The sequence below is a fragment of the Chryseobacterium aquifrigidense genome, from assembly GCF_006716485.1.
Lineage (GTDB): Bacteria > Bacteroidota > Bacteroidia > Flavobacteriales > Weeksellaceae > Chryseobacterium > Chryseobacterium vietnamense.
Window position 1 is genome coordinate 1 of the sequence record NZ_VFPD01000005.1, and the last position, 20863, is coordinate 20863.

Annotated in this window: 17 protein-coding genes; 10 read left to right on the top strand and 7 right to left on the bottom strand. The window is 35.0% G+C overall.

From position 1 onward, the window contains the following. Nucleotides 1–520: 520 nt before the first annotated feature. The 5 genes from FB551_RS21985 to FB551_RS22005 all read left to right on the top strand — a co-directional run bounded on the left by FB551_RS21985 (nucleotide 521) and on the right by FB551_RS22005 (nucleotide 6852). Nucleotides 521–1687, top strand: a complete 1167-nt coding sequence (locus FB551_RS21985) for a T9SS type A sorting domain-containing protein (RefSeq protein WP_047429067.1) — start codon at nucleotides 521–523, stop codon at nucleotides 1685–1687. A gap of 126 nt (nucleotides 1688–1813) precedes the next feature. Next, complete coding sequence (locus FB551_RS21990) at nucleotides 1814–4465, top strand: 4-alpha-glucanotransferase (RefSeq protein ID WP_142018942.1); 2652 nt, start codon at nucleotides 1814–1816, stop codon at nucleotides 4463–4465. A 139-nt stretch (nucleotides 4466–4604) separates the two neighbouring features. Further along, nucleotides 4605–5579: a hypothetical protein gene (locus FB551_RS21995; protein WP_142018943.1), complete on the top strand. Its 975-nt coding sequence runs from the start codon at nucleotides 4605–4607 to the stop codon at nucleotides 5577–5579. Between the two features lie 187 nt (nucleotides 5580–5766). After that, nucleotides 5767–6189: a hypothetical protein gene (locus tag FB551_RS22000; RefSeq protein WP_226798765.1), complete on the top strand. Its 423-nt coding sequence runs from the start codon at nucleotides 5767–5769 to the stop codon at nucleotides 6187–6189. Between the two features lie 153 nt (nucleotides 6190–6342). Next, nucleotides 6343–6852 carry a ferritin gene (locus tag FB551_RS22005; protein WP_047429076.1) on the top strand — a complete coding sequence of 170 codons (510 nt, stop codon included), beginning with the start codon at nucleotides 6343–6345 and terminating at the stop codon, nucleotides 6850–6852. Between the two features lie 430 nt (nucleotides 6853–7282). On the opposite strand, the gene FB551_RS22010 is transcribed toward FB551_RS22005, so the two are convergent. Further along, complete coding sequence (locus tag FB551_RS22010) at nucleotides 7283–10423, bottom strand: UvrD-helicase domain-containing protein (protein WP_142018944.1); 3141 nt, start codon at nucleotides 10421–10423, stop codon at nucleotides 7283–7285. Nucleotides 10424–10605: 182 nt separating this feature from the next. Here FB551_RS22010 and FB551_RS22015 point away from each other — a divergent pair, with 182 nt between their 5' ends. The 4 genes from FB551_RS22015 to FB551_RS22030 all read left to right on the top strand — a co-directional run bounded on the left by FB551_RS22015 (nucleotide 10606) and on the right by FB551_RS22030 (nucleotide 13813). Next, on the top strand, nucleotides 10606–11352 hold the full coding sequence (locus FB551_RS22015) for a hypothetical protein (protein ID WP_142018945.1): 747 nt from the start codon (nucleotides 10606–10608) through the stop codon (nucleotides 11350–11352). A 1-nt stretch (nucleotide 11353) separates the two neighbouring features. Continuing rightward, a complete protein-coding gene (locus tag FB551_RS22020; protein ID WP_142018946.1) occupies nucleotides 11354–12172 on the top strand; it encodes a carboxypeptidase-like regulatory domain-containing protein in 819 nt (272 codons plus the stop codon). Nucleotides 12173–12189: 17 nt separating this feature from the next. Next, nucleotides 12190–12999, top strand: coding sequence for a carboxypeptidase-like regulatory domain-containing protein (locus FB551_RS22025; RefSeq protein ID WP_226798766.1), 810 nt, complete (start codon nucleotides 12190–12192; stop codon nucleotides 12997–12999). Nucleotides 13000–13078: 79 nt separating this feature from the next. Beyond that, nucleotides 13079–13813 carry an SIMPL domain-containing protein gene (locus tag FB551_RS22030; protein WP_142018947.1) on the top strand — a complete coding sequence of 245 codons (735 nt, stop codon included), beginning with the start codon at nucleotides 13079–13081 and terminating at the stop codon, nucleotides 13811–13813. Nucleotides 13814–13865: 52 nt separating this feature from the next. Here FB551_RS22030 and FB551_RS22035 read toward each other — a convergent pair whose 3' ends face one another. The 5 genes from FB551_RS22035 to FB551_RS22055 all read right to left on the bottom strand — a co-directional run bounded on the left by FB551_RS22035 (nucleotide 13866) and on the right by FB551_RS22055 (nucleotide 19061). Further along, on the bottom strand, nucleotides 13866–14378 hold the full coding sequence (locus FB551_RS22035; protein WP_142018948.1) for a GNAT family N-acetyltransferase: 513 nt from the start codon (nucleotides 14376–14378) through the stop codon (nucleotides 13866–13868). A 3-nt stretch (nucleotides 14379–14381) separates the two neighbouring features. Further along, nucleotides 14382–14603: a PspC family transcriptional regulator gene (locus FB551_RS22040; protein WP_034695702.1), complete on the bottom strand. Its 222-nt coding sequence runs from the start codon at nucleotides 14601–14603 to the stop codon at nucleotides 14382–14384. A 295-nt stretch (nucleotides 14604–14898) separates the two neighbouring features. Beyond that, nucleotides 14899–16155 carry a DUF2851 family protein gene (locus FB551_RS22045; protein WP_142018949.1) on the bottom strand — a complete coding sequence of 419 codons (1257 nt, stop codon included), beginning with the start codon at nucleotides 16153–16155 and terminating at the stop codon, nucleotides 14899–14901. Between the two features lie 27 nt (nucleotides 16156–16182). Beyond that, nucleotides 16183–17331 carry an N-acetyl-alpha-D-glucosaminyl L-malate synthase BshA gene (bshA, locus tag FB551_RS22050; protein WP_079240311.1) on the bottom strand — a complete coding sequence of 383 codons (1149 nt, stop codon included), beginning with the start codon at nucleotides 17329–17331 and terminating at the stop codon, nucleotides 16183–16185. 26 nt (nucleotides 17332–17357) lie between these two features. Next, nucleotides 17358–19061, bottom strand: coding sequence for a glycoside hydrolase family 3 protein (locus FB551_RS22055; protein ID WP_142018950.1), 1704 nt, complete (start codon nucleotides 19059–19061; stop codon nucleotides 17358–17360). Nucleotides 19062–19177: 116 nt separating this feature from the next. On the opposite strand from FB551_RS22055, the gene FB551_RS22060 reads away from it, so the two are divergent. After that, nucleotides 19178–19717, top strand: a complete 540-nt coding sequence (locus FB551_RS22060) for a hypothetical protein (RefSeq protein WP_047429092.1) — start codon at nucleotides 19178–19180, stop codon at nucleotides 19715–19717. An 83-nt stretch (nucleotides 19718–19800) separates the two neighbouring features. Here FB551_RS22060 and FB551_RS22065 read toward each other — a convergent pair whose 3' ends face one another. Continuing rightward, on the bottom strand, nucleotides 19801–20787 hold the full coding sequence (locus FB551_RS22065) for a hypothetical protein (RefSeq protein WP_142018951.1): 987 nt from the start codon (nucleotides 20785–20787) through the stop codon (nucleotides 19801–19803). Between the last annotated feature and the right edge of the window lie 76 nt (nucleotides 20788–20863).

The following is a 20863-nucleotide window of genomic DNA, read 5'->3' on the forward strand; positions in this document are numbered from 1 at the left end:
GAGTAGGCCGCCGCCAGTTTTTATTTTATTTTTAAAAATCCTTTATCATAACGATAAAGGATTTTTTTTTGCTTTATACCCAGCTCAGGGTTATGAGTAATGAGCAATGAGCAATGAGAAATAGATAATAGATAATAGATAATAGATAATAGATAATAGATAATAGATAATAGATGCGCGTAGTAAGCAATCATCAATTATCACTTATCATTCATGTTTCTCCCTAGCCCCGATAGCAATGGTTACCCCGCAGCAGGGGTGTAGGCCCTCCGGCTTCGCGCATAGGACAGCACTAGGCGCGAGGAGTATGAATGAATAGCGGGAAAAAGCTCCTGAAATTTTTAGATTTCTGTTATATTCTAATCTACAGAAGTAAACGAAATACACAGTCTTTATGCTGGCTGATATTTTTTGATTTGTAATTCACTTTATTCAATTACCGGAGATTTTTTGTTTTTGTATTTTGAAAATTGTGTAACTTAGTAGAATTAAAACAATTACAAATTTAAATATATATAGTATGAAAAAACATTTATTCCCTCTATTTTTACTGTTATTAGGTGTGAATGCACAAGCACAACAGGATTTCTTTGCGATTACAGGAAAAGACACTCAGAGTATTACTTTCAATGATTTTCGTGCCATTGATGGGACTAATGGAACATCAGGAGAGAAGTTTTTTACAGCTGATTCTTCAGCAAAAGTATTTTCACAAACGAGAAAAGGTGTTGTAGCAGAAGACAGAAATTCTTACAATCATTCTCAAGCCGTGACATTAGCAGCTCTTGCATATGATTCTTCGAATAACAATCTGGTTTATATGCCTATGTTTTCTTCAAATATTTACGTTTTGAATCCGAAGACAAAAGAAATTACTTTAGTGGAAAATAAAGTGGCAAGAGTATCATCATGCGATATCAATTCTCATATTACCAGGATGGCAACCGGATATAACGGAAATATTTATGCTGTAAATAATGCGGGAACACAGTTTTTGGAAATAAGAAAAGAAGCGGGACAATATATTGTAAATGATCTTGGAATTATTAAAGATGATGCTTCTAATGGCCGAAATTCCTTTACTGCTATGGAAACCGGTTTCGGAGGTGATATGATTGCTGATGCAGATAATAACTTCTATGTATTTGCTGCTTCAGGGAATGTCTTTAAAGTTGTGACAAAAGATTTGAAAGCTAAATTTATAGGTAAAATTACGGGGATTCCTGATAACTATTCAGTAAATGGTTCTGCAGTAAATGCTCAGGGTAAAGTTGTTGTAGCAAGTGCAAAAGGAGGAGCTTTATATGAGGTTGATCTGGTAACATTGCAGGCTAAGCAGCTTCCGGGAGAACAGGGACTTCATATTTATGATTTGGCAAGTAAATATTTTGCTAATGATAAATCTTCAACGGTTAATACTCTGGCTACAAATCTCGATATTTATCCAACAAGGGTTGATGAGCACTATATCAACGTTCATGTTAACAACAATGTAAAAGGTACCATTAAATTGAATATCTTTGATATGGCAGGCAAAAATGTAATGACTCAGAGCTTATCTGTAAAAGATAGCTCATTGGATGAAAAAGTATACCTTAAAGGATTGGTGACTGGAGCGTATATTGTAAATATTGCTGATGAATCCGGAAAAATAATATTCAACAAGAAGATTCTGGTAACGAGATAATAGTGTACTGTGAATCATCATATAACAACCTTTTCAAATTATTTTGAGAAGGTTTTTTAATGATTATTTGACATCCAATAAGTTTTATTTTTCGATATTAAAATGTACTTTTATAAAAAAATATAGATGAAACTATACTTTAATGTAGGATATATTGTAAATGCCGGAGAAAATTTGCAGCTGGTATTTGGTGAAGAGGAGAATACCTTACATATCCATACTATGTTTTATGCGGAGAATGGTCTATGGAAATGTGAAGTAGACTATTTTTCAAAATCCATTTCCTATCATTATCGAGTAGTGAACGAAAAAGGAGATGTATTGAGGGAAGAATTCGTGGGGCATCATTTGAGCTTTCCACACAATTATAAGGAGTTTATCATTTTTGATGAATGGAATAACAAAAACTTTCCTGAGAATTATTTAAATAACAAAATTCTTTATAATAAACTACACGATTTTATTCCTGAAAAAGTTACAGTTTTAAAAAAACATACCCATTTGTTCAGGATAGAAGCTCCTATTTATAATCCGGATTGGAGGATTGTTCTTTTCGGAAGTACGGCCTCTTTAGGAAACTGGAGCTATGATAATGTTGTTCATCTGAATCAGACAGATTTTGGAATGTGGGAAACTTCTGTTGAAATCCCGGAGAATGAATTTATCCAGTTTAAATATTGTATTTATGATACTAAAGAAAATAGGGTTATCGATGTAGAGACCGGCGAAAACAGATTTACAGTTGCCAATCCAATAAGTGATGTGCTGCAGGTGGTTTCCAATCATTATTTCAGATTTAAAGGATATCAGATGTATCATGATGCTGGTGTAGCAATTCCTGTATTCTCCCTGAGAAGTGAGGATGGATTTGGAGTTGGAGAATTTACAGATATTAAAAAACTGGCAGATTGGACCAAAGAAACCAATCTGGGAATTATTCAGATTCTCCCGATCAATGATACAACTGCTAATTACTCATGGACGGATTCCTATCCATATGCCGCAGTGTCTGTTTATGCTTTGCATCCACAATATATTTCTTTAGAAAACCTTGATTACGCTTTACCGAAAGAACTCGTTAAAGAATATCTGCTTGAAAAAGAGAAGTTAAATGCCTTGGACCTGATTGATTATGAAAAGATGATAGACGGTAAGTGGAAATATCTGACCGCTGTTTTCAACAAGGAAAAGGACAAAATTTATAAAGACAGGAACTTCAGGAAATTTATCAAGGATAATGAATACTGGCTTGTTCCTTATTCTGCATTCTGTGTTTTGAGAGATAAATATAAAACACCTAATTTCAACGAGTGGAAGACCCACAAAAAATATATTGCAGGTAAGATCTCACAGTTTTTTACAACGAAAAATAAAGATTATGATACCTTAATGCTTCATGCCTGGGTACAATATCAATTGCACGTACAGCTTAAAGATGCTGTTGATTATACCCATAACCTGGGAGTTTCGTTGAAGGGAGATCTTCCCATCGGAATTTACAGATACTCAGTAGAAGCCTGGACAGAACCGGAATTATTCGGTATGGATTTCCAGGCAGGCGCACCACCTGACCAGTTTACAGAACTTGGACAAAACTGGGAGTTCCCCACTTACAATTGGGAAGCAATGAAAGCAGACGATTACAAATGGTGGAAAAACAGATTCAAAGCATTGGAACAGTATTTTGATGCCATGAGAATTGACCATATATTAGGATTCTTCAGAATATGGAGAATGCCGATTTCTGCCGTACAAGGAATTTTAGGGTACTTTTATCCGGCTGTTCCTATTGTAGTGGATGAATTTAAAGCATGGCAGATTCCGTTCGATTTTGACAGGTATTGTAAGCCTTTTATCAACAATAAGATCTTATGGGATAATTTCGGAGAAGAAAGCGCAAAAGCTCTTGAGTTTATGAACCGTAATGAAGACGGTACTTATACTTTCAAGGAAGAATTTGATACCCAGAGAAAACTTGTTAACTTCTTTAAGAAAAAATCATACGGCTCCCTTGAAGAGAAACTGGTTTCCCTTTGTGCCAATGTTTTGTTTTTAACAGAGGAAAGAAATGGGAAAACAGTTTATCATCCGAGATTCAATGTTTACAATACAGAATCTTATAAATACCTTTCGGAAGCAGAACAAAAGAGTATTTATGACCTCTACCATGATTACTTTTTCAGAAGACAGGACCATTTGTGGTTTGAAAAGGCCATGGAAAAACTTCCGGTCATCCTGAATGCTACCAAAATGCTGATTTGCGGTGAAGATCTTGGAATGGTTCCTGCCTGCGTTCCCATAGTGATGGATGAATTGGCTATTATCGCACTTAAAGTACAAAGAATGCCTTCTGATAATATTCCATTCTATAATCCTAAGAATGCAAATTATATGAATGTAGTGACAGCATCCTCCCACGACAGTTCAACATTAAGACAATGGTGGAAGGAAGATCCTGTACTCACACAGAAATATTACAATCAACAATTAATACAGTATGGAAAATCACCCGAAGATCTCAATCCGCATCTTGCAGAGATCATCATGAAACAACATCTGTATAATGAGGCTATGCTTGCTATTTTCCCGATTCAGGAGTTCCTTGCCACAGATGCAGAGCTTACCAATAAGAAAATGGATAACGAAAGGATCAACAATCCTGCAGTTTTCCCACATTACTGGCGCTACAGAATGCACATCAACCTTGAAGACCTGAAAGAGAAGAAATCTTTCAACCAAAAAATTGCTCATTGGATAAAAGATAGTGGAAGAGTGTAAATTTAACATCTGATTATCAATTAGTTAAAAATATTTTGAAAGAAGTTTAATCTTATGATTTAACTTCTTTTTTTTATTTATATCAAAAAGATAGAATTAAGATATTCTGCTATATATTAACCAATTAACGACTATAGAAATGAAAAAAATATTTTTGGGATTAGCTATTGGGTTAGGCGTTTTGACGTCGGCTCAGCAGTATCCGAATAATGGTTGGGATGATGATGGTTATTATCAGAATGAGGGAGGTTATTACAGTGATGAAGATGACAGAAATTATTTTCCTGACGATTATTATTACAATTATCCTCAGGACTATTATCCAAGTAATTATTACCAAAGCTATTATAACGACTACAGAGGAAGTATTATTAATATCGACTGGAACGGATTTTTCGTACAGAACAGATTAAGCAGATGGCAGGTAGACCAGATTATGAGGTTGAATAATCTGTATGCAAGTTTTAGCTCATGGAATAATTTCTACAGATATAATCCGGACAGATGGTATTATGACAGGTTTTATGCCTTGGAAAGAATTTTAGGACCAAGAGTATTCGTGGTTTTCCAGAATAACTATTACAGAGGTTCCAGCCCAATAGTTTATTTCCAGAATTATAGAAGAACCTATTATGTACCGAGATATACGGTAATGCCGAGATATAGAAATATTAATATCAATATTTACAGGGTAGACCGATCAAGATTCCGAAGAATGGATAATCCTACTTTCGATATTGTCAGAAGAAGCAGCAGACCGGATAACGGTTTCAGAAACACGGGAAACCATGGAAATTCAGGTGGCTTCCGGGGAAATAATGGAAATAACAATAATTCCGGTTTCAGAAATGATAATAACGGCGGTTTCAGAGGGAATTCTGATAATGGAGGAAACAGAGGAAATAATGATAACGGAGGCTTCAGAAATAGCAATGGAGGTGGCTTCAGAGGAAATAGTGAAGTAAGAAGAGAAGCTCCGAAACGAGAAGATAATGGTGGATTCAGAGGAAACAATGGAGGAGGTTTCAGACAGAGATCTGAAAATTCTGCACCAAGACAGGAGAGCCGTGGGAATAGCGGCGGCGGTTTTAGAGGCAGTTTAGTAAGGAATTAATTTTCATATATTATATTTAAGTGGTGTGAAGGACAGGTTTTTATAATCTGTCCTTTTTTTTATTCTTTTATTGATTTATTTTTATTAAAATTTAACATTATTTATGAATATGTTAATTTAACTTGTATTTTAATTCATAATCAAAAAGGTATAATAACAAAATAACAATTAATTAAATTTTAAAAAGATGAAAAAATTAGTTTTAGCAATAGCATTTATCGGAATGGGAAGTTTTGCAATGGCACAACAAACTACAACTCCACAAGACAGACAGGCAAGAGCAGTTGAAATGAAGCAGAAAATGGAGCAGAGACAGCAGGAACGTCTCGATCAGATGCAAAAGGACCTTAATCTTAACCCATCTCAGGTAACACAGATAAAGGCTCTTCAAGACAAAAGAAAAGCTGAAATGAAGGCTGAGTTCGACAAAAATAAAGTAGACAGACAAGCTAAGATGCAGGAAATGCAGGCCAAAAGAGCGCAAATGGATGCTGATATGAAAAAAATCCTTACTCCTGATCAATATGATAAATGGCAGGCTGACAGAAAAGCTAAAGCAGAGAAAATGAAAATGGCTATGAAAGAAAGAAAAATGATGAAAAGCCGATGAATACAGGAACTGCTGAAGTAAAATAACAGTTTGTAATTTTAGTTTTTTAATGTGTTAAGGATGGATGATTTTCCATCCTTTTTGTATTAATTTTCTTTAAAACTTTTGATTTCGGGCTTTTATTCCCTATTTTTGACTATAAATTTAATACTTATGGTTAGCGAAAAAATTGCAAAATTAATTAACGAACAAATTGCCCACGAACAATACGCCGCTCAATATTATCTTTCAATGTCTGCATGGTTTTCCGGAAAAGATCTGGATGGAATTGCCAACTATTTCAGAGTACAGAGCAAAGAAGAATTGATGCATGCAGACAAAATGTTTGATTATTTGAATGATGTAGGAGGAGAAATTATCATCGGAGAAATTCCAAAACCTCCACACGAGTTCGAAAACGCGACAGATATTTTTGAGAAAGCATTAGCACATGAGAAAGTGGTAACTAAAAGTATTTTCAATATTGTAAAAAATGCAAACGATGAGGGAGATTTTGCAACAACATCATTCCTGCAGTGGTTCATCAACGAACAGGTAGAAGAAGAAGCGAGTGCTTCTCAATACGTAACAAAAATCAAAATGGTATGTGATAATCCATCCGCATTATATCTTTTTGACCAGGAATTGTCGCAGAGAGTATTTACTCCCAACACAACCGCTTAAGATTGAAAATCTTCAAAATATAAAACCGTTATCCTCAGGAATAGCGGTTTTTTTGTTAAAACAAGAGTGCTATTTCCTATATGGCTGCCTCTGGATTCTCACAGCGGAAATAAAAACCACCGCTCCCAATACAAAACTTAGAAATAAAGAGTTGGCTATGTTTTCAGCGGGCATATAATGATGCCCTTCTGATGTAACGGGCGGATCTAAACAATCGACAATATTGTAAGTGACCACTGTAGTACATAACATGATGATCAGACTTATAAAAAAGGAGTTTAAATATATTCTCATGGTTGGTTAGTTGTAATCAAAATATAATCGGAGACTATATAATTATATTCATCTTAGAATAAAAATAATAAAACCTTTTCATATTTTGAAAGATTTTTTACAAAAATTGTATAGTAATGTTTTGTAAATGTTCAGATTATAGATAAATGATCTGAGTTTTGAGTACTTTTTTGCCCAAACGTTCAAGAATGTTTTTATATCCTTCTACCTGCGCTTCATCCTTCGCTTTTTGTTCACCGGTTTTGAAATCTACAATCATATAACCTTCTTCATTCTTCAAGATACGGTCCGGCCTGAAGATATGGCTTTCTCCTCTTTCAGAGATCATAATATCTTTCTCGTTGATCACTTCCCATTTTTCATCAAAGAATTCTGCATATTTTCTGATAATTTCCTGCAGCGTAACCTGTATCTCATTTTTCTCCTCCAGTGTAATCTGTCCTTCTAAAGCATAACCATCCAATACCTTCACGATGTCATTTTCTGTATTGATCTTTGATAAAAGTTCGTGAACAAATAGCCCGATTCTTACCTTTTCATTTCGCACCTGATAGTTTTTTGAAGGCGTTGCAATCTTGATAGAAGTACTTTTTTCATTAACATTCTTCAGGTTCTGAATATTCTGCGTTTTAAAAGAGGAACTTTTATCTTTCGAATATTTCCTAAGCATTTCAGGATTCACTTCATAAACATCAAACGCATCAGCCTGTTCAGGATTTTTTGTCTGAAGGAATTCCAGAAGCTCAAGATTATTGGAAGTTTTATTCGCTTTTTGAAGATAAAAAAATAATTGTTCAACAGGTCTTGTCGTCGCTACATACTGAAGACATAATCTGTCAATCAGGTTTTTATAAGAATTTTTAGTGTTGAAAAGCAGGATTTCATCATCATAAGCTTCCAGATTTTTGCTGAACTGATTGATGTTGACCGATTTTAAAGCTTCATTCTCATTGGTATCAAACCAGTTGGTGAACTCACTGTCCCGATTCTTATTCATCATTGGGATAAAAACAATGGGAAATTCCAGTCCTTTAGACTTGTGGATGGTCATGATCTGGACAGCATCAATATTTTCTGAAGCCTGAATGGTATAGGAAGCAGCTTCTTCATCCCAGTATTTTAAAAACTCTTTGGTACTGGCACCTGCATTCTGCGTAAAGTTGAAAAGCATTTCCAGGAAGTTCAGTAGAAAGTCTGTTTCTTTATTTTCGACAGAGAATTCGTTGATATAATATTCTATAAAATTGTAAAGATTGAATCTCGGGAAGTTGTCCTGTTTAAGCTGCAGCGAATATTTTTGCTGAATAAACTGCAGAATTTCTTCGTGGCCTTCAATATCCAGAATTTCTTTCATTCCTAAAGTAAAATCCGGCATATGAATTTTTCCCAACGTAGTCAGATGATACATCATCATGATCAGGCAATGTTTATTCTTTGGATTAAGCTCCCAGCGAAGAAATTCAATAACCGCCTTTAACGTATTGGAAAGTTCCAGAGTAAGACCTTTATCTGAGATCGTTTTGATATTTGTTTCTTCTCCTTTGTAGTTTACCTTTAAACTTCCCAGTTTTTGAGAATAGCTGAAAATATCAAAATTTCCCCGGCAAAGAATAGTGATGTCAGAAAACTTGAAACCATTATCCAGACATTCCTGAATATCTTTCTGCATTCTTTCGGAAGTATTGGTATAAAATTCTTCATTCGTAAGATTTTCGATTAGGTTAACCTTAACACGTCCATCCTTTTGGGATTTTGGATTTTGCTCAGCGTCTGCCCCGAAAATATTTTGATGCTCTTCCAGGAGTCCTTCAGAGTGGAAACGGTACAACTCGTTGTTGAATTGTACAATGTTTCTGGCACTTCTCCAGTTGTCTTTTAATACCAGAAGATCAGCTTCCTTTGGTGAAAATTCCTTTTTGTTAATGATATCCAGCATCAGTTTACTTTCGCCGCCACGGAATCTGTAAATACTCTGCTTGGGATCTCCCACCAATGTAAATGAGGTGTACTCGGTGGAGACACTGTGATCTCTCAGCGGAACAAAATTCTGCCACTGCAGTTCTGAGGTATCCTGAAACTCATCAAAGAAATAATGCTGAAATTGTGAACCTACTTTTTCATAAATAAATGCTGATGGTTCATTTTTAAGATTTTCATTGATCAGAATATTAAACTTGGAAAGAAGGACAAGATCATTTTCCTCTTCAATTTTTTGAAGCTCATCCTGAATATCCTTATTTACCTTTAAAGGAAGAAGTGCAGACAAAACTTTCTCTTTCTTTTGAGTCTCAATATACAGAATGATAAGTTTCATCCGGTTGTCCAGAAGCTGATCCAGAATTTCAAAAATCTCAGATTCTTTATGTTTTGACTTTGAAGACGCTCCCTTTCTGTAATTGTTGATCACAGACTCTTCCTGAGTTGTAGGAAAAGGAAAACCGGCTCTCTTCTGTTGATAGAAATCTATAACCTTTGTGAAGAAGCCTCCGATTCCGTTTTTACCCTGAGCAAAATCCTCAATATCAATATTTCTTGATTTGAACAACTCAATGGAACCGGCTGCCAGTTCTGCAGACTGTTTTTTATTGAGAACAATCTCTTTACGTAGCGCATTCTTTATATTCTCATAATTGGCATCGTCAAAACTTTTATTGCTTTTCAGATGCTCGTAGTGAATATCCTTTACAAATTCCTTCGCAGAATCATAAAGATTTTTGTTAAGATTGATTCTTTCATTGTTTTCGAGACTGTAATCTACATAATCCATGAAAGAATTGGAGATCGTTTCATTTTCACCAATCTGATCCAGCATTTTATCTACGGCCTCTATCAGAAACGGCTCAGCTTCAATTTCAAGATTAAAATTTTTAGCCAGTCCCAATTCATAGGAAAAACTTCTTACCAGTCTTGAGTTAAAACGGTCAATCGTTCCGATATTCAGTGTGGAATAATTGTGGAGAACGTAATCCAGCAGTTTTTTAGAACGTTGATGAAGGTCATCAATGGTAATTTTCAGACCCTGTTCTTCAAATGCTTTCTGAATATTTTTCAGATCTGTATTTTCAGCATAATCTTTAGCTGAAAAATTCCCCAACCACGATAAAATTCTTTCCTTCATCTCATTCGCTGCCTTATTGGTGAAAGTCAGGGCGAGAATATTCCTGATCGACTGCTGTTGATTAGGATAGCGGAGACAGATCATCAAAAGCCTTTGTACCAGGGCATATGTTTTCCCGGATCCGGCAGAAGCATTGATGACTGTGTAAGAATTTTGCATTGTTGAAAGAGAATTGAGACTGCAAGTTAGCTAAAATTTAAAAGAAATTTTAACAATTTAATCAGCTCATTTAACAGTTTAGATGGCAAAAATTAAAAAGAAATATTAAAACGCGTTAACTGTGGTTAAACTTATGGGATAAATTAAAAATAATTTTAGCTTTGCTTTATAAAAAATAGCCCGTGAAACTCAAACTATTCTTTTTCTTATCCTTTATTCTTTTTAACCATACCCATGCCCAAAGTTATATATTTGGTAAAATTATTTCCGAAAATGGTACTGAAATGCAGGATGTAAATGTTGTAAATATCAGAACCGATGAAATAGTAGTTTCAAACCGGGATGGCCATTTTATGATTTCCGGAAGACAGGGAGATGAATTACGTTTTATAAAAGCGGGTTATGAACGTCTCACCAAAATAGTTTCTCAGGAAAATACACAGTCTCCTATGAATATAAGTCTTGTACGCCAGACCATTCAGATTCCTGAGGTGGAAATAAAACAAGGGCTTACCGGAAACCTTAAAATTGATTCGAAACTTTATAATAAACCCCAAAAGGTTGAAAAACTGCTCAAAGATATGGATCGGTATATTGCTCAGAAATCAGATCCAAGAATACTGGCCGCAAAACCCGGGGAATTTGTACAGCCGAAAGGAGAAGGTTTTTTTATAGGGAAAGTGAAAAATAAATGGGATGACGTAGATTTAATGAAATACATCAGAGCGAGCCTTGGTGATGATTATTTTACCAATCTTAAAATAGAAAAACCTCTGATAGACCATTTTATTTATTACGTTTTTGCAGGTGGTTTTGAAAGGAAAAAAATTCTGAAATATGGATTCTGCAGTGATGCGGATCTGAACAGATTTCAACGTTTTGTCCTGACAAGAATTTCATCTTATCGTGCTCCACAAACTCAAAGATAATATGAGAACAAAATATATCAAAAGAGTTTCATTATTGGTGTTTTTTTATATCGCTTCAGGATTGTTGGGACAACAAAAAATATCCGGGAAGGTGATAACAGGTGATGAACTTGATTTAGCACCTGTGCTTGTTGTTAATATTTCGGTAAATAGAAGTGTACTAAGTGATATGTCCGGGCGATTTGAAATCGAAGCCAAAGAAAATGATGAGATCAGATTTGTAAAAGAAGGGTATTATCGTGTTGATAAAAAAATTACCAGAGAAGAGATCAATACTCCGTTCAATATTATCCTGAAGAAAGTGGAAATTCAAATTCCGGAGGTTAAAATTAAGTACAGACCTACCGGAAATCTGGCAAAAGATAATCAGCATTATAATGAATCCAGAAAGCTTCAGAGTTTAAAATCTGATATGGAGGATTATATGAGAAGTCCGTTGATTGAACCCTTACCCAATAATACCACATCAAAAACTTTTACCGGACATGATTTTAATGTGGGCCAGGTAAATCTGTTTGGCGTATTTAATGCTGTATCGGACCTGGTAAAGAAGGCAACAAAACCTAAAATTACCAAAGCGAATTACATTGAAACTCAGGATTTCCTCAGGAGAGTAAGAAATGAAGTGAATCTGAATTTCCTTAAGAAATACGGAATGGATGAAGAACAGATTGAAGCGTTTCTTCTTTATGCGGATAAAACGCGTTCATTGGCGAAAAAATACCGTAAAGATTTTAGTGTCAGTGTCATTGAATATGAACTTAAAGTTGCCTTTGGGGAATACAGTAAAACACATCCCTTAGAAGGAACTCGGGAATAATATATATAAATTAAAAGTTGGCTTATATCACTGAAAATATTGAAATATCACAGAGAAGAATTTTTCTTTTCCTGATGCTTCTTTGCAGTACTTTTGTTTTGTCCCAACAAAAAGTAACGGGACGGATAGTGGATGACAATGGTGAAAATCTGAGTAAGGTAATCGTGATTAATATGGCTACTGATAAGAAAGTATATTCTGATTCCGAAGGTATATTTTCTATTGATGCCAATTCTAATGATGAATTAAGATTTGTAAAAGAAGATTTCAACAGAGTCTCCAGAAAAGTTCTTACCAATGGTACCAACTTGCCTCTGTATATTACGCTTCGCCAGATTCCGAGAGATGTGGGGGAAGTAAAAATTGTAAAAAAACTCACCGGAGATCTGGAAACAGATTCCCGGATTGTAGCTAAAGTAGATAAAGGAGAGCAGGTAAGAGATGCCGTTGGCCTTCCGCAGCCGGTAGGAAAGATGAGAGAGAAGCCGGCAGAAGTGAAAAGTGTTCTTTTACCCATACTTTTTGGAAGCCTCAATGTTCAGGGAGTGTATGATCTGATTAGCGGGAAAGCCCGAAGGCAGAAAAGGCAATACAGATATGATGATCTTCAGGAACATATTACCTGGGTCCGGGACAGAATAGATGATGAATATTTCATCAAAGCCGGAATTCCTGGTGACAGAATTTCAGAATTTATTCAGTTTTCATTTTTAGCAAAACCCCAGGTACGAACCTATGTAAAAGCAAGAAATCTTTCCGGTGTCATGCTGAGGCTGGAAGAAACAGCTCCTCTTTTTATAGAGCGATTAAAACAGAATCAAAAGTAATTTAAATGTTAATAAATTCTTAAAATATTGGAATAGAAATTGATACAATAGTAAATAACAATCCAAATTCACAAATTTTATGAATAAAAACATTTTTGCAGTAGCTATTGCAGCATTAGGTTTTATCGTTGGTCTCGCATTTTTAGGAAACGCAATTAAAAACAGAAATAAATCTGAAAATACCATATCTGTAACAGGTTTAGGAACCAAACAGTTTACATCTGATTTGATCACCTGGTCTGGAAGTTTTTCCAAAAATAATGTGGATCTGAAGTCTGCCTATGACGAGCTGGCAATGGATAGAAAAGTAATCAATGACTATCTGCTGTCAAAGGGAATCCAACAGAAGGAAATCGTATTTTCTTCGGTAGATATTCAGAAACAGTTCAGAAGCTATAATGATTCAAACGGAAATTATGTTCAGGGTGAATTCTCCGGTTATAATCTTACCCAAAAAGTTTCTATTGAAAGTAAGGAGGTAGGAAAAATTGAAAACCTATCCAGAAATATTACCGAAATTATCAACCGCGGTATTGAATTCACTTCTTCTTCACCCGCTTATTTCTACACCAAACTGGCTACAGTGAAACAGGAAATGATTGCCAGTGCAACGAAGGATGCCAAGGAACGTGCTGAAAAAATTGCAGAAAACTCAGGAAGCAGCCTTGGAAATCTTAAAAAAGCAACCATGGGTGTGATTCAGATTACAGCTCCCAACTCCAATGAAGATTATTCTTACGGTGGAACTTTTAATACTTCATCCAAAGAAAAGGAAGCCAGTATTACCATCAAACTGGAATATGAAGTAAATTAATATAAATATCAGTAAAAGAAAAACGCCGGAAAGTTATTCCGGCATTTTATATTTAAGCATAAATAATTTTATGAATCTCTTTTTTAGCTTCCTCTACATTTTCAGGAGTGTAGTTGGCAAGCAGCCATAAGTTCAAAGATTTTTTTCCTTCACCATAACTAGGCTGTACATGGTTGGTGTCAATCAGACTGAAATTATTTCTCTGATAAAAAGAATACCGTCTTGAAGCATCCTCACTCAATTCTGCAGGCTCAATTTCCAGGATAATACTTGGATAACTTTCCGATAAATGATTCATAATGTGAGATCCGAGTTTTTTACTTCGGAATGCTTCAAACACTTCAAAATGTTCTACAAAAACAAAAGAATCCAGTTTCCATAGGATGAGGTATCCAATAGCTTCAGATTCGTGGATAACAGACATGAATTCTACATAAGGATTTGAAAATAAACTTTCAAACTTATCTTTATCTCTTTGTTCGTCTGCAGGAAAAGTGGTAGTATAAGAAGTATAGATTTCCTGAACTCTATAATCTTGTGCGGAAGTAATTGGTGAAAATTCCATAATTTATAAATCAAAGACACTAGGTCTTCTGGTGATGAATATATCTTTAATCCAAAGGGTGAATGCCAATCCTAAGTAGATCAGAAAGAAAAAACCTGCCGTTGCAAAAGTAGAATAAATAAAGAAAATTCTCAATTTAGAAACAGGAATTCCCAGTTTGGCACCAGTTCTTGTCAGTACACCAAACCACTCTCTTTCCATTTTATGACGGATATTACTCAGCATTTCCGGATTGTTATTTAATAGTTTAATCTAATACTCAAAGTTAAGGATTTTTTTTGATACATTTTTTGCCTGATTTTATCTGTAAAATCATTCTTGTCCGGTTACATTTAAGAATAATTAACAGTCAGCTCCTGCTGGAGCTGGATTTGATCCTATCGGGATCTGCTGTTAGTAGAAAAAATGAAGTTTCCGTAAAAAATAAAGCTCCCTAGGAGCGATCTGTTAATTCATGCTGTAAATATTGATATTTTCAATGTATTTATTTTTTATCGGACAGTAATGCTGTAAAATATAACTATTCTTTTAAAAGTTTGAAACCGATAGCACAGGATAAACAGTTTTTCGGCTCACAGCAGGTTTTATGATGATAAATAAGACTTTGACTTTCCAGCGCATTGGTAACCCGCACCCCAAGTTTTTTCCAGCTTGTAATGATGGTGTTTTTCTCTCCCGCAATAGACCTGTAAAGCTCAATAATGTCATCTGCAATCTCTTCCTGATGATATTTGTAATAAGCATATTGTAAGGGGATTACCGTGTTTAAAATAAGAAGATCTACAAAATCTCTACTCAATGTTTTAGGCTGTACTTTGGAAATGCTTCCGAAATTAAAATGAAAATCCCAATACTCAGAGGCTTTTATAGAGTGGAAAATACTGTACAGCTGTTCCAAACTTCTCGCTTCCATAATTTTTGAGAATAAGTTCTGATGTTTGTAAAGGTCTGCCAATTGAGACAATCGGATGGTTGGGAAATTGGGTGGTCTTAATCTTAAAAACTTAGGATGAAGCTTTACATCAGAAATGGAAAATTTGCTTTTAATGAAATCAAATTCTCTTTTCCATAGTTTCATCTGGCCATCCTTAGGAATATCCAGCCATCCTGAAATTCCAAATAACAAGGCTTCAAGCTGCAGAGGATTCTGGCGGATTTTATTAATAATACTGTAATCTACACTTTCTGCAATCTGCCGGAAAATTGCAGCATTTACTTTTAACCCGAATGAATAAGCAAAACTGTGGAATAAGACGGCCTCAAAATTATTTTTATATTGATGTAAACTCTGTTCAAGTTCTAAAGATTTTTCATCCAGTTTTTTTAGTATACTTTCTTCATAAAAGTTGACAGGCATTTTTTTTGGGTCAAAAATCTTTTCGCAGGCAATAAATTCGTCTCCATTAATAAGTTTCTCGTACTTCCAGACGATATTTTCATCAATATAATTTTGCAGTTCCAAGGTTGGAACCTGCTTTCCGGTAAGTTCATGAATTTCTATGTCGTGTTGAAACACCACATGAAGAATGATATTGCAATAATTGGGGTCCTGGGAATGATTGTGGAAAATCCAGTCTGAAGAGCGTACATGCAGTTCTATATTTCCTGCGAGAAGTAAGCCGTTGATTTTGATTTTAGCATCAAGAAAATCGGGTCCTGCATTTTTATTCCATTTTCCGAAATTTATGATCTCAACGGAATTTCCTTCAATATCCTTGAAGTCAAAATAGGTGAAAATCTTATAGTTCCAAAGATATTGAAGTAGTTTTTCCGTCATAAGTGTGACGTAAATATAATAGAAATATTATACTTTCGTCAGCTCCTTATTAAAATTTTCTATAGTTGTTCTATACATTTTCTCATAGATAGGAAGAATGTTTTTCAAATCGAACTTTATTGCCTGATCTTTCGCGTTTTGCTTCATTTTGGCTAAAAGTTCATCATTACTTAACAGCTTGATGGTGTAGTTACTCATGGCTTCCACATTTCCGATTTCAGCCAGATAACCTGTTTCTCCCTGAATATTCACCTCAGGAATTCCTCCTGCATTGGAACTGATAACCGGTGTATACGCTGCCATGGCTTCCAAAGCTGCAAGACCAAAACTTTCCTGTTCAGAAGGCAGAAGAAATACATCTGAAAGCTGTAAAATTTTATACAGATCATTTACCTTTCCTAAAAGACGGATTTTGGAAATAAGTTCCGGATTTTCTTCCAGAAACTGATTTACTTTTTCCATGTCAGGACCTTCACCAATAATGATGAGCTTGGATTTAACTTTTCTCTCCACATTTTTAAAGATCTGCAGGACTTCGTCTACACGTTTTACCGGACGAAGGTTGGATACATGGATCAGAATTTTTTCATCCGGATTGGCAAACTGTGTTCTCTGGCACTCAGAGCAGTCATCGAATTCAGAATTATCAATAAAATTGGTAATCACCTGAATCTCTTTTTTGATATTAAAAAACTGAAGGGTATCTTTTTTCAGACTTTCAGAAACTGAAGTAATCGCATCAGACTGATTGATCGAAAATTCTACCGCATGTTTATAACTTGGGTGCTGACCTACAAGGGTAATATCTGTTCCATGCAAAGTAGTCACCAACGGGATATCATTATTATCTTCCTTAAGCATTTGTTTTGCTGTAAAAGCAGCATACGCATAAGGAATGGCATAATGTGCGTGAAGAAGATCCAGTTTGTAAAGATTGACAACCCTATAGATCATCGAACTTAACGCAATATCATATGGCTGGTACTGGAAAAGAGGATAGGTCTGAACATTTACCCTGTGAAAGAAAATATTCGGGTTGGTAATGTCTAATCTTGCAGGAAGTGCAGAACTGATGAAATGTACTTCGTAGCCTTTATTGGCAAGAGACATTCCTAATTCTGTTGCTACAATTCCGCTTCCTCCATAGGTAGGATAGCAAAGTATGCCTATTTTCATTAGATTATTGTTGTTTTAATTTTGTATTATTTGGTGTTTGCTTGGGGAGTTGTATTAAATTCTATACCCATTCCCGGTTTTAACTGGTCATTAACCAATACCGGAAGTTTTCCCCATATTTTTGTTTTTCCGTTTAAAGCATCTGCAGCTGCATTCATAGAATCGTCATTGTTTTCATAAGAAACAAGAACTGTTGAAACTTTTGAGATATCAATATCCTTTAATGCATAAGCACTTCCGAATACATTCAGAATAACATTCTGGTTTTTGGTAAGATCAGAAAGTATTTTTTTGGATTCTGCTGATATTTTATAAGGCTTATAAGCTGTTGAATTGTCTTTGTGGAAACCTATGATCACTGTAGATCCTGCCGGAATAGTTTTAATTTCCCCGGCTTTTTTAATGATAATATTGTTCCCCAATCTGTTGGCGAAAGTTTGGTAAGGAGCTTCTTCAAGAGGAACATAATAAATCTGTTTTCCTTTAAGAGGCAATAATTTCTTTTCATCCTTTAATAAAGTCAATGCATTGGAGTAAAGATTCTGTACCAATTGGGTGTGAGAATCATTATTTAAATCCTTATTGATGTTTTCAGGGTTTTTAGGAGTGTATTGGGTAAGACCAAGAAAATATTTGGTTAACAAGATCTTTTTCACACTTTCTTCCACTCTGGACTGTGGAATTTCTCCTTTATCAATAGCTTTTTGGATCAGTTTTTTACCCTCGGAAACACCTTGTGAGAAAAGCATAATATCATTTCCTGCTTTAAAAGCCATAGCATCCAGTTCGCCCGGTTGGTATTTATTGGCTACAGCGCCCATATTTAAAGCATCTGTAATAATTAAACCTTTATATCCTAATTTATCTTTCAGTAATCCTGTAATAATGTTTTTAGAAACAGAAGCAGGAATTCCCTTTCCTGATTCTAAGCTTGGAACATATAAGTGAGCAACCATTACACCACCGATTCCTTTATTCATCAATGCTTTGAAAGGTGCCAGTTCTACGGCGTCAAGTCTTTCAGTACTGTGAGAAACTACAGGAAGATCAAGGTGAGAATCTGTGCTGGTATCTCCATGTCCCGGAAAGTGTTTGATAGCTGCTAAGATATTGTTATCCTGAAGACCGTTAGAATAGGATAGGGCAGAGGTGATGACATTATCCACTTCAGATCCGAAGCTTCTGTTACCGATAATCGGATTATCAGGATTGGTGTTGACATCTACTACAGGAGCGAAATCCCAGTTGATTCCCATTCTGCGGCAATCTTCTGCAATTTTTGCTGCCATCTGATACACAAGATTTTTATCCTGAATAGCACCTAATGTCATGGCCCATGGAAATTTGTGAGCTGTAGCAATTCTCTGATAGATTCCCCATTCTGCATCCATTCCGATCATTAAAGGAACTTTAGACTTTTGCTGAAATTCATTGACCAGATTGATTTCCCTTGCGGCATCGTCCTGCATTAAAATCAGACCTCCTATTTTATCATTCGTAACAATATTTCTAACCTGGCTGATATAGTCTTCTCCTCTATTGGTATATAATGCCACAATAAAAAGCTGTCCTAGTTTTTCATCCTGAGAAAGATTTTTATAGGTGTTATCAACCCATTGCTGAGCCTTTTTCAGATCTTCCTTAGAAGCATTTTTGGGCTGATACTGGGCTTTCACCTTAGGGCTTATCAGTGCGACAATAAAGAGTGAAGTATATAATAATTTCTTCATGACTTTTTTGAATAAGAACAAAAATACAATTAAAAAAGTGAGGAAAACAAAGTTTTTGAGATTTTTGGTATATGATTTGAATACGCAATATAAATAATAACTAAACTTTACTAAAAATGAAAAAAATACTTCTCTTCTTATTCCTGGGTGCTGTAGGTTTTACCGCTTATAGCTGCGATAATAGTGATGATGTTGTGGTACAAGGTCAGGATAATGATACGTATTCAACAGCTTATGATATTATTCCAAAATTTAATAAACAGGATAGCTATACATATCATTTTGATGACGCATTTAAAAGTCCTTTACTTGAATCTGATGTAGTTCTGATTTATTTACAGACAGGTCTTACCAATAATAATTCTCCAATCTGGAAATTGCTTACTTATACAGAATATCCTAACAATGGTGCTGATAAAGTTGAATACTCATATGACTTCAGTAAGTTTGATATAGGAATTGATGTGAGATCAACTACTGGAGTTAACCTTGATAATAATCCAGTATATTACACGAACAAAAAATTCAGAGTAGTAATTGTTCCTGCAAAAACAGGTACATCTAAGAGTGCAGCTGCTGCTGCAGTTGATTATTCAGACTATAATAGTGTAATCAAATATTACAATATTGATGAGTCTAAAATCAAGACTAAATAATTTAGAAATATCTTTTCAGTTTTTTATAATTAAAAAAGCCTCGGAAGAAATTCTTCCGGGGCTTTTGATTTTATGATAATTGGTTAGCAGCCTCCTCTAAATCCGCAAGGAACACTAGGATCTGGAGTAGTAACTCTAGGTGGTACAAAATGGGATGGATCATATGTTTTTTTTATTATTTTTATATTCCTTATATCAAGCCACATTGCACTTTGTGGGACATGCGACGCAGGCCTTTCTAATGCTTGTTCAGGTAAATAATATATTATAAGGGCATTTTTAGGCTCTAATGTTGAGAAATAGAACGTATAGGTTTTATCTTCATTAGTCCAATGAGTTGTTTTTTCGGTTTTTTGTGTTTTATAATAGTTAGCGGAAACAAATTTCCGTCCAACATTCGGTCTATCAGCGCAAGGGAGATCTCCTGGTATTTGTGGTGAATCTGCTACTTCCAATGCCAAAGTAGCATAAGCTTCGCTTTTATCAATATTAAATAGGTCGTCATCTAATCTGTTATCTCGATTGTTGTTTTTAGTAGTATATATATAATCCTCTACGTTAGTAGTTACAATAATCTCATAAGTTTTATTTGGCTCAAAATATTGTTCTATTGAAATTGCATTTGATATTGGGTCATTTACTAAGGTTGTACCTCCTCTTGTTGAGGTAACTATTTTACCACGATTTTCAGCTTTAAGCATAACGCCATGCCAATAATAACTAGTATTATAAGATGGCCTTCGGCGGGGCTTCCCATAACCTCTTATCTGGTAGCCATTTTGTTCTATTGGGTTTGGTCCGTAACATTTTGTTGAAGTAAAATAACTCCCTTGAGGACTTATTAAATCTGTAAAAGAGCATCCCCCATTTTCATTTATGACACCAGTAGTAAAAGATAAATCCATTATAACTGATTCGGCAGCACTCTTAGCTAAAATATTTTTAGACACCAATGAAAATTCAGTAGTGTTTTTTGGAATTGAATTTTCATCCTGAGAATAAATTAAATCATTGCTATTTGCACAGCCAATTAAAAATAGAGAAGAAATGACGAATAGTGTTTTTTTCATAAAATTATAATTTCATCGCAAAGATAAAACTTTATAAAAAACACACTAATTGGTGAATTGTTATATGAATAGAATG

Excerpts from the sequence above, each read along its gene's own strand:
- FB551_RS21985 (WP_047429067.1), top strand. The coding sequence starts at position 521 with ATGAAAAAACATTTATTCCCTCTATTTTTACTGTTATTAGGTGTGAAT.
- FB551_RS21990 (WP_142018942.1), top strand. The coding sequence starts at position 1,814 with ATGAAACTATACTTTAATGTAGGATATATTGTAAATGCCGGAGAAAAT.
- FB551_RS21995 (WP_142018943.1), top strand. The coding sequence starts at position 4,605 with ATGAAAAAAATATTTTTGGGATTAGCTATTGGGTTAGGCGTTTTGACG.
- FB551_RS22000 (WP_226798765.1), top strand. The coding sequence starts at position 5,767 with ATGAAAAAATTAGTTTTAGCAATAGCATTTATCGGAATGGGAAGTTTT.
- FB551_RS22005 (WP_047429076.1), top strand. The coding sequence starts at position 6,343 with ATGGTTAGCGAAAAAATTGCAAAATTAATTAACGAACAAATTGCCCAC.
- FB551_RS22010 (WP_142018944.1), bottom strand. The coding sequence starts at position 10,423 with ATGCAAAATTCTTACACAGTCATCAATGCTTCTGCCGGATCCGGGAAA.
- FB551_RS22020 (WP_142018946.1), top strand. The coding sequence starts at position 11,354 with ATGAGAACAAAATATATCAAAAGAGTTTCATTATTGGTGTTTTTTTAT.
- FB551_RS22030 (WP_142018947.1), top strand. The coding sequence starts at position 13,079 with ATGAATAAAAACATTTTTGCAGTAGCTATTGCAGCATTAGGTTTTATC.
- FB551_RS22035 (WP_142018948.1), bottom strand. The coding sequence starts at position 14,378 with ATGGAATTTTCACCAATTACTTCCGCACAAGATTATAGAGTTCAGGAA.
- FB551_RS22040 (WP_034695702.1), bottom strand. The coding sequence starts at position 14,603 with ATGCTGAGTAATATCCGTCATAAAATGGAAAGAGAGTGGTTTGGTGTA.
- FB551_RS22045 (WP_142018949.1), bottom strand. The coding sequence starts at position 16,155 with ATGACGGAAAAACTACTTCAATATCTTTGGAACTATAAGATTTTCACC.
- bshA (WP_079240311.1), bottom strand. The coding sequence starts at position 17,331 with ATGAAAATAGGCATACTTTGCTATCCTACCTATGGAGGAAGCGGAATT.
- FB551_RS22055 (WP_142018950.1), bottom strand. The coding sequence starts at position 19,061 with ATGAAGAAATTATTATATACTTCACTCTTTATTGTCGCACTGATAAGC.
- FB551_RS22060 (WP_047429092.1), top strand. The coding sequence starts at position 19,178 with ATGAAAAAAATACTTCTCTTCTTATTCCTGGGTGCTGTAGGTTTTACC.
- FB551_RS22065 (WP_142018951.1), bottom strand. The coding sequence starts at position 20,787 with ATGAAAAAAACACTATTCGTCATTTCTTCTCTATTTTTAATTGGCTGT.